General features: G+C 43.0%; 5 protein-coding genes, 2 tRNA genes and 2 rRNA genes. All 9 read left to right on the forward strand.

The genetic code is table 11. The annotated features are described in order from the left end of the window. Positions 1-27: 27 nt before the first annotated feature. The 9 genes from CBG49_RS05395 (at position 28) to CBG49_RS05440 (ending at position 12,736) form a co-directional block, all read left to right on the forward strand. Positions 28-1,410 carry a hypothetical protein gene (locus CBG49_RS05395; RefSeq protein ID WP_088593691.1) on the forward strand — a complete coding sequence of 461 codons (1,383 nt, stop codon included), beginning with the start codon at positions 28-30 and terminating at the stop codon, positions 1,408-1,410. A gap of 58 nt (positions 1,411-1,468) precedes the next feature. Next, entirely contained in the window at positions 1,469-2,932 is a 1,464-nt protein-coding gene (locus CBG49_RS05400; protein WP_088593692.1) for a hypothetical protein, read from the forward strand. Positions 2,933-2,947: 15 nt separating this feature from the next. After that, positions 2,948-3,991, forward strand: coding sequence for a TerY-C metal binding domain-containing protein (locus tag CBG49_RS05405; RefSeq protein ID WP_088593693.1), 1,044 nt, complete (start codon positions 2,948-2,950; stop codon positions 3,989-3,991). Beyond that, positions 3,991-5,367 (forward strand): PP2C family serine/threonine-protein phosphatase, encoded by a 1,377-nt coding sequence (locus tag CBG49_RS05410; RefSeq protein ID WP_088593694.1) that lies wholly within the window; start codon positions 3,991-3,993, stop codon positions 5,365-5,367. The genes CBG49_RS05405 and CBG49_RS05410 overlap by 1 nt, the downstream gene beginning before the upstream one ends. A gap of 338 nt (positions 5,368-5,705) precedes the next feature. After that, a complete protein-coding gene (locus CBG49_RS05415) occupies positions 5,706-7,214 on the forward strand; it encodes a helix-hairpin-helix domain-containing protein (protein ID WP_088595267.1) in 1,509 nt (502 codons plus the stop codon). A gap of 638 nt (positions 7,215-7,852) precedes the next feature. Further along, positions 7,853-9,365, forward strand: a 16S ribosomal RNA gene (locus CBG49_RS05425). Between the two features lie 139 nt (positions 9,366-9,504). Further along, positions 9,505-9,578 (forward strand) — tRNA-Ile (locus CBG49_RS05430). Between the two features lie 85 nt (positions 9,579-9,663). Then, positions 9,664-9,737: transfer RNA gene (locus CBG49_RS05435), tRNA-Ala, on the forward strand. Positions 9,738-9,891: 154 nt separating this feature from the next. Then, positions 9,892-12,736, forward strand: a 23S ribosomal RNA gene (locus tag CBG49_RS05440). The 16S and 23S rRNA genes sit together here with 2 tRNA genes alongside, the layout of an rRNA operon. The last annotated feature ends 53 nt before the right edge of the window (positions 12,737-12,789 follow it).

A 12,789-nucleotide genomic window follows, 5' to 3' on the forward strand; every position in this document is an offset into this window, starting at 1 on the left:
TCTCATTATTAATTTAAAATTCATCAAATGAAAACTCTTGGTCTTATCAAAAAAATATTCCTCCTACTTATAGCAACTGTTACATTGGTAGCTTGCTCTAAAGGTAGTGATAACAACGAGCCTACTCCTAAACCAGATCCTAAACCAGACCCCAAACCTAATCCTGAGGTTAAAATTCTTGATTTAGGATGGGCAATCAATCCTAATATCAACCAAAAAGAACAGCACTACATCACTTTCTACACCCAATCCACAAGTGCACAGATTGAGATAAATGCTATCGGTAAAGGATGGGTAGACCTCAATAACAACGGCCTTCAGGATGACGATGAGCAAACCCAAGTGTTTACTAATTCCCCTAAAAACTATACTTTCAAAAGTGCGGTGGTAACTTTCTATGGAAACTTTACCCATTTTATAGCAAACAAAGTTAAGATAAAAAATATTGATCTCTCTCATTCTCCAGCTTTGAAAACCTTATCTCTTGAAAGAAATGAACTCGCACACTTAGATCTTAGTAAGAATATTGCTCTCTCTGAAGTTTGGATCAATAACAACCAAATTAAAGAAGAAGCTATGCTTGCAATTGCCCAAAATATTCCTAAAAAAGAAATTAACAACAAGGCTACTATCTTTCTGCAATCTTTTAAAGAAGGTACTTCCGAAGCAAATAAAATTAACAAACAGGTGTTAGACCTATTAACTGATAAAAACTGGGAAGCAAAGTTTTATGAAAGAGATGAGTACAAGGAATCTTATGATGACGACCCTTTCCCTATGGAAAATATCCCCACAGGTGATTATGGCATCTATATAGGTAATAAACAACTTACAGCTACCAATTATTGGAAGATTACCTCTGAGAACTTCCCAGCTCTTGAATCTGGTGTTATTCGCTATAAACCCAAAAAACGTATTCTTATTCTCAATGGAGCCTCTATTAAAGTTACAGAGGATACAGATGGTATTTCTCAAACAGAAAAAAAATCCGCTGATCTTACCATTGTACTACAAGAGAATAATAAAATCTATTCTAAAAATCATTCTGCTATTGCGGTACTTAATGGAAGTTTAAAAATTACAGGAAATGGTACCCTCAATTTATTTACAGAAGCATATCTAATAAGAAATATCAATGTAATAAAGGATCTTACCATAGAAGGAGGGTGCTCTATTGAATCAAATAGTCAAATAATTGCAGAAAAAACACTTGTTGTTAATCGTTCAAATGTCTATGTAAAAGGAACAAGTCAGCCTGTTATGGTAGGTGTTGAAGCTCTCAAACTTCTAAATTGCAGAGTAGACTCTCCAAAAGGAACTTCTATAAAAAAATGGCAAGATTATTTCTTTACCTTTATGAAATCTAATAACTACGACTATTGTACAGAAATTAAAATAGTAGCAAACTAAATCTATCTAAAAAAACTTACGTTAAGTAACATTACAAAATTAATAAAACTACATAAATATGAAAAAAATAATTTTATTCAGCATCGGAGTTTTCTTTTTGATAACAAAGGCATTAGCTCAAGATATAAAAATAAAAAAAGGAGAATTACTCATCGATGGTACTCCTATCGCAAAAATAAGCAGTAAGGATAAAGTGGTTAGCTATTCCGATTTGTCAGGCAATTTCTTGTTTACTGCCGAAGCCCCTTATGCTACAGTTTCTGGCAACAGCACTCCCGAGAGATGGTTGCGCTTTAAAGGTGCTAACAACAATGTAAGAGAAATATCTCTCCCTTACTCCTTTAAACTTACTTTTTCAATAGAAAAGTATGTTACAGATGCTATCTTAAAAACAATCCCTGAATTACTCCCTCTAAAAGGAGCAAATAACCAGTTTATTAATCAGTTTTTCGCTTCTCAAGACCAGCCTTTCTCTGATAGATGGGACGCTATTTACGAAGAAGAACGCGAAGCTACCAGAACAGAACAAGAGTTAGCAAATGCCGATAAATTAAGAATAGAACAAAACAATATACTTAAGGACGGCAATAAAATAGGAACTATTTCTGCAAAAGTTTCCAAAATGGATAATTTTATGAACAAACCTGTTGCCTACAAATATACTGTAACCGATGAAAACGGAGGTCAGGTTGCTTCTTTAGAATATGAAGCAAAAGCTGATGGCTTTTACATCATAAAAACTTATGACCAAAAAGAGTTTAGCATATTGTCAAAACTTATAGAACCACAACCTGATAAAGCTCCTGGCTATGACCCTTTAGCTAAACGTATTGTACAACGTTTATATGCTAATGGTTATCCATTTGGCGATATGACTGTAGCTTTTGAACAGTTTTTAGAAGCTAAAAAACAAGAAGCTAAAAGAAAATACAATGAAAAAAGAGAAGAAGCTAAAGTTGGTTCAATGAATTTATACAATGTAGCTGGCTATGTAATCGATAAAAACAATGAGAAAAAAGAAGGTGCTTTGACCATCGAATTTGAGTCAATTGAAAAAAGAATGGGCGCTACTCTCCCCGATAGATCTACACTCGGAAGACTTCTTAAACTAAAAGACCAAGCAGGTAATGTTATTACTTTTAACGCTGATGACAAAGTGAAATTCTGTGCTGAAGGTCATTGTTATTTAGGAGTAGAACCTCTCGAAAACGATTATATGAAAAGCAGTAGCTTCGCCGACCCTTATACCTATCAGTTCTTTGAAATTCTATATGAAAAAGATGGAAATTACGTATTGAATCACATCGCCTATCCCGATGATTATTTACTGAAAGTAAAAGGTAATGACAAAGCTATTTATTTAGGTGAAAAAGGAATTTTCCGCACTAAAAAACCTGAAAAAATACAACGTTTGCTCACTAAATACCTAAATTGCCCCTCTATGGATCCAACAAAATATAACACCTTCACAAAAGAAGGACTTATTGAAGTGATTCAAGACTACCAAAAAAACTGTCAATAACTCTTATCTAAAAAAATGCGCAGACTCCCCATTTATTTCCTCCTCGACGTCTCCGAATCAATGGTCGGTGACCCCATAGAACACGTGCAAGATGGTATGGCTACAATCATCAAAGAACTCAAAGCCGACCCCTTTGCGCTCGAAACCGTTTGGCTCTCTATCATTGGCTTTGCTGGGAAAAGTAAGGTCATTACGCCTTTGCAGGATATCATCACTTTCTACCCACCTAAAATTCCTATCGGCGGAGGCACTTCCCTTGCCAGCGGGCTCAACGAACTGATGAACGCTATCGACCGCGAAGTAGTCAAAACTACCCTCGAACGCAAAGGCGATTGGAAACCTCTCATTTTCCTTTTCACCGATGGTATCCCTACCGACGACCCCGCCCAAGCTATCGAACGTTGGAATACTCATTACCGCCGTAAAGCAAACTTAGTGGTGATTTCGTTGGGTGAGAACACAAACTACAACCTCTTAGGGCAACTCACCGATCAAGTCTTGCAGTTCAACAATACCAATGCAGCTGCTTACAAAGAGTTTTTTAAGTGGATTACCGCTTCTATTAAAACCACCAGCGAGCAGGTGAACAACACCAATACCGATGCTATCAAGCTCGCCAAACCCGATCATCACCTCATCGAAAGTATCGACCTCACTAAGCGCCACGATGTCCCCGATGAAAACTTCGTGGTCATTCGCGGTAAGTGCTCTAATACCCAAAAACAATATCTTATCAAATTCCAAAAAAGCTCTCGAAGTTCGGGCATCTACGGAATGCAAACTCGTATCTATATGCTGCAAGGAGCTTATAAAATAGACGAGAATAGTTATAAAGAATTCTCTAACGAAACGAACTATGCCCTCAAAGTGTCGTCGGATGAGCTGATGGGCAACCCTTCTTGCCCTTGTTGTGGCAATGCCTACGCTTTGGCAACCTGCTCTTGTGGAGGCGTGCACTGTATCTCTGGCGAAGGCGAGAACAGCTGTCCGTGGTGTGGCTCAGTGGCTAACTACACTATGTCCGATGAAGATTTTGACATCAATAGAACCTTAGGCTAATGGACGAAATTATACAAACCATCATCAAAGGGGAACACCCTAATGGGCAACCCAATCCACGTGTAGAAGCCAAAGTGCTCTCTATACTCTCTCAGTCCGAAAAAATTAGCAGTTTAGCGCATCAACTACAAGAAGAAGTGAAAGAAAAATACCATATATATTACGAAATTGAATCTTTTTTAGATGCTCATTTGCCAATTGCCAATGCCAATGCTAAAAAAGACTATAATTTTAGCTTTAATTTAGAGGAATTTCCGCATATACACATCACTCATATCAGTCCTTTAGAAGAATTGGGGCTCATTTTCTCCCCCGATACACACACTATTATAGGAAAACCTACGATGGCAGCGAGTACCGAGTTGGAAATTCATTTCTATTGCACTCAAGACCCCGATTTGATCGAACGTGTAAAGCGAGTGCCTTTCATCATCAACCCCGACCCTAAAGACCTTTGGCAAGATATTCCTTTGGATAAAGAAGCGCGTTTCTACAAAACCGAAGAAGCTACCCTAAAAGCTTCTTTCTTAGACAAAAAACTCGTAGTTGCTTCTAAACGTGGCAGGTCACACGCTCACCAAGGAGGCGCTCGCGACGACGATTTCTACACTTTACCTTTGCCTAACGATTGGCAAGTGATAGCCGTCGCCGATGGTGCAGGCTCAGCTAAGTTTGCTCGCAAAGGCTCCGAAATTGCCACTCGTTTTATTTGTGATAGTTTTAATGATAGCGATTTTCTAAATACAATCGACCAAGAGGTGGTTGCTTATTTCGCAGTAGCCGAAGACCTCACACATAAGAGCAATATTGTAAATGCCATTTATCGCAAGCTCCGGGAACTCTTCCGTTATTTAGAAGATTTTGCTAACGCCGAAGAAATTGCGCTGAAAGACCTCCATACAACACTTATTTTTACCTTGGCCAAGAAGTACGATTTTGGCTATGTGCTACTCACCTTTGGTGTAGGCGATTGCCCTATTTGTATTCTAAACGAAGCACAAACCGAAGTGCAATTACTCAACCTATTAGATATAGGTGAATTTGGCGGAGGTACACGTTTCATCACTATGCCCGAGATTTATTCTAACGATGCCGAAATACCCGTCGGTAAACGCTTTGGCATTCATCGCTTTAACGATTTTTCTAAACTGTTCCTAATGACCGACGGTATCTACGACCCTAAGTTTGTAGTCGAAAACAACCTTACTAAAATAGAATGTTGGAATAATTTCTTAGCCGACCTCAATGGAGAGAACGACGACCATTGTCAAGTCGATTTCCAAAACGATAACCAAATAGACCAGCAGCTCCTTCAGTGGCTCGACTTCTGGAGCAAAGGCAATTCCGACGATAGAACCCTCGCGATTATTTACTAGTTTTATGTCAGTTCGATATAGCAGAAAATTGATTTACAGCAATATAACACAATATATTTACAAAATAATTCACCGTCAGGTGAAAATTCGTGAAATATAACAATACAAAGAGTTTTATGCAGACCTAATTTCGTGAAAATTCGTGAGATTCGTGGGCACTTTCTCTTAACAAATTAAATAAAGAAGTCATAATGAACACCAGTTCCATATAACAAAGCACTGATTGTCATAATTCACCGTCAGGTGAAAATTCGTGAAATATAACAATACAAAGAATTTTATACACTCCCAAATTCGTGAAAATTCGTGAGATTCGTGGGAGTAAAAAATAAATAATGATGAATACAATCACTGTAAAATCAATTATAGATACTTCCAAATCCTACCAATATGTAGATGATGGCAACCCCAAACGTGGGGGAGTGAAAGATGTGTACTTCTCTCCCGATCGTCGTTATGTGGTAGCTTTCTTCCGTGAACCCTTAGATTTTAACCAAAAAGAACGCATCAAGCGCATCGTCTCTCTGTATTTAGAGAATATCAAAAAAGGTAATGCCCCCGATTATTTTCTCAACGAGATTTTTCGCTGGCCTTACGATGCCGTCGAAAAAGACGGTAAAACAGGCGTGATTGTCCCTATCTACGACCGTAAATTCTTTTTTGCCAAAGGACGTATTGCCGACGACGGACTCAAAGGCGAAGAAAAAAAAGGTAAGTGGTTCACTACCCCTTCCTTTCGCGACCCTCAGTATCCCCTTTGCTTAGATCCTTCAGAGTTAGGCGATTGGCTTAGCTATTTCCAAATCGCTATCAATATCTGTCGTGGCATTAAGAAAATGCACCAAATGGGGCTCGCCCATTCCGACCTCTCTTACAACAATATCCTCATCGACCCCGTAACCAAATCAGCAAATATCATCGACTTAGATGGTTTGGTAGTACCTGGAATGTTTCCTCCAGAGGTCATCGGTACCGCCGATTTTATAGCCCCCGAAGTGCTTAGCACCAAACATTTAGACTTCAAAGATCCTAAACGTGCACTGCCTAACCAAAAAACAGACTTGCACGCTTTGGCAGTACTTATATATATGTATCTCTTGCGACGCCACCCGCTCAAAGGTAGCAAAGTATGGGATTTAGATGCCGAAAAAGACGAGTTGTTGGCGATGGGGGAGAAGGCTCTCTTTATAGAACACCCCACCGATGCCACCAATCGCGTAAAACCCGACCAGTTGCGCAAGTGGGACGCTTTTTGGGGTGACCCCGCCAAATTGCCTTATACCGTTACAGGACCCTACCTCACCGAACTCTTCAATCGCGCTTTCATCGACGGATTGCACAACCCAATGTTACGCCCTATTGCTAACGAGTGGGAAACAGCCCTGCTTAAAACTGTAGATTTGATACAACCTTGCAGCAATCCAAGTTGTACACAAAAGTGGTATGTATTCGATAATACCGCTCGCCCTAAGTGTCCGTTTTGTGGTACCCCTCACCGTGGCAGCCTTCCTATCGCCGACTTGTATTACAATGCCGGCAACAATGTGTGGAAGCCCGAAAACCATCGCCTGATGATATACCACAACCAATACCTTTTCAAGTGGCACGTATCGCGCAAGCTCATCCGCAACGAGAATCTCACTAACGACGACAAAAAGCCTGTAGGTTATTTCACCTTTTACCAAAACAGATGGGTACTCGTCAATCAATCCCTTCCCGATATGAAAGACGTTACCGAAAACAAACCCATTCCCATTGGTACAATGGTAGAACTCACCAATGAGAAAAAAATAAAGCTCTCAAACGACGAAGGCGGCAGATTACTTTACATCACCTTAGTAAATTAATTTCCCCAACCACCCAATCCCATCACCAAATCCCACCACCACCCTCTTTTTCTCTAACCCCCACAGTTCCCACCGCCTCCCACCACTCCCATCACTCACATCCCCCCCGAAAAAAACTCTCACCCCTCCCATTCCCTCCGAGTTTCTCCTAGTCCCTCCGAGATTCTCTCCCAAAAATCCGCCCCACCCTTGCAATTCATATTCCTGTCCCCCCACCCCCCCGAAAAAAACTCTCACCCCTCCCATTCCCTCCGAGTTTCTCCCAGTCCCTCCGAGTTTCTCTCCCACCGCTCCCACCCCATCCCCGCCCGCACAGCTCGCACCCCTCCGACACCTCGGAGTCTCACCGAGATTCTCTTGTAAATCTCTATTGATTCTCAACCACTTAAAAAATAAATTAAAAAAATCATAAAAAAAGTTCACAAAAAATTTGCTAGTTTAAAAAAACGCCGTACCTTTGCACCCGCAAATGAGACAAAACACGGTCTCAAAACAAGAAACAACACGTACATTGACATAATGTTGTACAGCACAAAAAAGATTTAAAGAATCGAGTGAAACCTGAAGTCAATTCGTAGGGGCGTATGCTATACGTCCGCTACAAAAAAACGAATCGGTTAAAGAAATAAAAGAATTTAACGATGAAGAGTTTGATCCTGGCTCAGGATGAACGCTAGCGGCAGGCCTAACACATGCAAGTCGAGGGAGAAGCCTTCGGGCTAAGACCGGCGCACGGGTGCGTAACGCGTATACAATCTGCCTTTTATCCGGGGGATAGCCCGAAGAAATTTGGATTAATACCCTATGGTATAAGAGCACGGCATCGTGCACTTATTAAAGCTACGGCGGTAAAAGATGAGTATGCGTTCTATTAGCTAGTTGGAGAGGTAACGGCTCCCCAAGGCGACGATAGATAGGGGTTCTGAGAGGGATGTCCCCCACACTGGTACTGAGATACGGACCAGACTCCTACGGGAGGCAGCAGTGAGGAATATTGGACAATGGTCGGAAGACTGATCCAGCCATGCCGCGTGCAGGATGACGGCCTTATGGGTTGTAAACTGCTTTTGTAAGGGAAGAATAAGGGGTACGTGTACTTTGATGACGGTACCTTACGAATAAGCATCGGCTAACTCCGTGCCAGCAGCCGCGGTAATACGGAGGATGCGAGCGTTATCCGGAATCATTGGGTTTAAAGGGTCCGTAGGCGGGCTAATAAGTCAGGGGTGAAATCGTTCAGCTCAACTGAGCAACTGCCTTTGAAACTGTTAGTCTTGAATAGTTGTGAAGTAGTTGGAATGTGTAGTGTAGCGGTGAAATGCTTAGAGATTACACAGAACACCGATAGCGAAGGCATATTACTAACAATTGATTGACGCTGATGGACGAAAGCGTGGGGAGCGAACAGGATTAGATACCCTGGTAGTCCACGCTGTAAACGATGGATACTAGCTGTTTGGACGCGAGTTTGAGTGGCTAAGCGAAAGTGATAAGTATCCCACCTGGGGAGTACGTTCGCAAGAATGAAACTCAAAGGAATTGACGGGGGCCCGCACAAGCGGTGGAGCATGTGGTTTAATTCGATGATACGCGAGGAACCTTACCAAGGTTTAAATGGAGACTGACAGGGGTAGAGATACCTTTTTCTTCGGACAGTTTTCAAGGTGCTGCATGGTTGTCGTCAGCTCGTGCCGTGAGGTGTCAGGTTAAGTCCTATAACGAGCGCAACCCCTGCCATTAGTTGCTAACGAGTCGAGTCGAGCCCTCTAATGGGACTGCCGGTGCAAACCGTGAGGAAGGTGGGGATGACGTCAAATCATCACGGCCCTTACATCTTGGGCTACACACGTGCTACAATGGCCGTTACAGAGAGCAGCCACTGCGTGAGCAGGCGCGAATCTATAAAGACGGTCACAGTTCGGATCGGAGTCTGCAACTCGACTCCGTGAAGCTGGAATCGCTAGTAATCGGATATCAGCCATGATCCGGTGAATACGTTCCCGGGCCTTGTACACACCGCCCGTCAAGCCATGGAAGCTGGGAGTACCTGAAGACGGTCACCGCGAGGAGCTGTTTAGGGTAAAACTAGTGACTGGGGCTAAGTCGTAACAAGGTAGCCGTACCGGAAGGTGCGGCTGGAACACCTCCTTTCTAGAGAAAACCGAAATTTAAAGACAAAAGGAAGAATATTAATTGTTAATTATTAATTATTAATTGATTCTTTAAATCTTGCTGACAACAAAATAAAATTTGCAAATTTGCTAATTTACAAATTTGCTAATTAGAACAAAGTCTCATAGCTCAGCTGGTTAGAGCGCTACACTGATAATGTAGAGGTCGGCAGTTCGAGTCTGCCTGGGACTACAAGCTAAAGAAGGAAATTCTAGGAGCTGAAGAGAGACGAATAGCGTAAATCGTAATTCGTAATTCGTAACTCGTCATTAAGCACGGGGAATTAGCTCAGCTGGCTAGAGCACCTGCCTTGCACGCAGGGGGTCAAGGGTTCGAATCCCTTATTCTCCACAACAAACGTACATTGACATATTGGGATAAAAAGCATAAGAGATCAATAATAGATTATTGATAATCTAACGAAAAATATTAAAAAGAATCAAAGAGAACGAGGTATTTATTTAATTGATAATAGATAATTGTTAATTGAATAAAACTACAAGCGCGAAAAGTTATGTAAGGGCGTATGGGGATGCCTAGGCTCTCAGAGGCGAAGAAGGACGTGATAAGCTGCGAAAAGTTGCGTGTATTGGCACATACGAGATGATACGCAAATATCCGAATGGGGCAACCCAGTACATTGAAGATGTACTACACCGTAAAGGTGAGCAAACCCGCTGAACTGAAACATCTTAGTAGGCGGAGGAGAAGAAAACAAAAGTGATTCCCAAAGTAGTGGCGAGCGAAATGGGAACAGCCCAAACCCGTATTGTTACGGCAATGCGGGGGTAGTAGGACCCTGATATAGGTTGTAGAGCTGGATTAGAAGTGTTTGGAAAGACACACCATAGAGAGTGAAAGTCTCGTATAGGCACAGCGATATAAACCTTAAGGGAATCCTGAGTAGGTCGGGGCACGTGGAACCTTGACTGAATCTGCCGGGACCATCCGGTAAGGCTAAATACTCCTGAGAGACCGATAGTGAACTAGTACCGTGAGGGAAAGGTGAAAAGAACCGTGAATAACGGAGTGAAATAGCCCCTGAAACCATACGCTTACAAGCGGTTGGAGCAGCTTTAGGCTGTGACAGCGTGCCTTTTGCATAATGAGCCTACGAGTTACTGTTACCAGCGAGGATAAGTATTTCAGATACGAATCCGCATCGAAAGAGAGTCTGAAAAGGGCGCAAATAGTTGGTAGTAGTAGACGCGAAACCTGGTGATCTACCCTTGGGCAGGTTGAAGCGCTGGTAACACAGCGTGGAGGACCGAACTGGTTGTCGTTGAAAAGACTTCGGATGACCTGAGGGTAGGGGTGAAAGGCCAATCAAACTGGGAAATAGCTCGTACTCCCCGAAATGCATTTAGGTGCAGCGTTGGTGTGAGTTTAATAGAGGTAGAGCTACTGATTGGATGCGGGGGTTTCATCGCCTACCAATTCCTGACAAACTCCGAATGCTATTAAATGCTCATCAGCAGTGAGGGTATGGGTGCTAAGGTCCATATCCTAAAGGGAAAGAACCCGGACCATCAGCTAAGGTCCCCAAATATATGCTAAGTTGACCAAACGCGGTCTGACTGCACTGACAGCTAGGATGTTGGCTTGGAAGCAGCCATACATTTAAAGAGTGCGTAACAGCTCACTAGTCGAGCGGTTGGGCATGGATAATAAACGGGCATAAGCATATTACCGAAGCTATGGGGTAGTACATAAGTACCTACCGGTAGGGGAGCATTCTATAGGCGTGGAAGCTAAAGGCGTGAGCCATAGTGGAGCTGATAGAAAAGAAAATGTAGGCATAAGTAACGATAAGGCAGGCGAGAAACCTGCCCGCCGAAAGATCAAGGTTTCCTCAGCTATGCTAATCAGCTGAGGGTTAGTCGGGGACTAACGCGCACCCGAGCAGGGGAAGTGGATGTACAACAGGTTAATATTCCTGTACCATTAATCTAATAAAAGTGACGGAACGAGATAACTACCGCGTACTGACGGAATAGTACGTTAAAGGAGCAGTTATAGCTTTGATAGTACACTGAAGCTTCGGCCGAGGTGATAGAGTGGTGACAACGTTTCCAAGAAAAGCGAAGATTAATGCCCGTACCGTAAACCGACACAGGTGATTGGGATGAGAATTCTAAGGCGCTCGAGAGATTCATGGCTAAGGAACTAGGCAAAATAGACCTGTAACTTCGGGAGAAAGGTCGCCTATCAAGCGATAGGCCGCAGTGAAAAGGTCCAAGCGACTGTTTATCAAAAACACAGGACTCTGCAAAATCGAAAGATGAGGTATAGGGTCTGACACCTGCCCGGTGCTGGAAGGTTAAGAGGAGAGCTTAGTGGCAACACGAAGGTTTGAATTGAAGCCCCAGTAAACGGCGGCCGTAACTATAACGGTCCTAAGGTAGCGAAATTCCTTGTCGGGTAAGTTCCGACCTGCACGAATGGTGTAACGATTTGGACACTGTCTCGGCCATGAGCTCGGTGAAATTGTAGTATCGGTGAAGATGCCGATTACCCGCAGTGGGACGAAAAGACCCTGTGCACCTTTACTATATCTTCGTATTGGTCTTGGATAAGTGATGCGTAGGATAGGTGGGAGACTGCGAAGCGGCTATTCCGGTAGTTGTGGAGTCATTGTTGAAATACCACCCTTTGCTTATCTGAGGTCTAACCCTGCAGAGTGCAGGGGACAATTCGTGGAGGGTAGTTTGACTGGGGTGGTCGCCTCCAAAAGAGTAACGGAGGCTTCTAAAGGTTCCCTCAGCACGCTTGGTAACCGTGCGAAGAGTGCAATGGCATAAGGGAGCTTGACTGAGAGACCCACAAGTCGATCAGGTACGAAAGTAGAGCATAGTGATCCGGTGGTTCCGTATGGAAGGGCCATCGCTCAAAGGATAAAAGGTACGCCGGGGATAACAGGCTGATCTCCCCCAAGAGCTCACATCGACGGGGGGGTTTGGCACCTCGATGTCGGCTCGTCACATCCTGGGGCTGGAGAAGGTCCCAAGGGTTGGGCTGTTCGCCCATTAAAGTGGCACGCGAGCTGGGTTCAGAACGTCGTGAGACAGTTCGGTCTCTATCTACTGTGGGCGTTAGAAATTTGCGTGGATCTGACTCTAGTACGAGAGGACCGAGTTGGACGCACCACTGGTGTATCTGTTGTCTTGCCAAGGGCATAGCAGAGTAGCTAAGTGCGGATGGGATAAGTGCTGAAGGCATATAAGTACGAAACCCGCCACAAGATGAGATTTCTTTTAAGGGTCGTGGGAGATCACCACGTTGATAGGTTACAGGTGTAACGGTGGTAACATCATAGCCGAGTAATACTAATCACCCGTAGACTTTTCGCGTAGCATTCGTTTTTACAAAAATGTTAGTCACAACAATTGTTAATTATTAATTG

The organism is Capnocytophaga endodontalis, from assembly GCF_002209445.1.
In the GTDB taxonomy this organism is placed as follows: Bacteria; Bacteroidota; Bacteroidia; order Flavobacteriales; family Flavobacteriaceae; genus Capnocytophaga; species Capnocytophaga periodontitidis.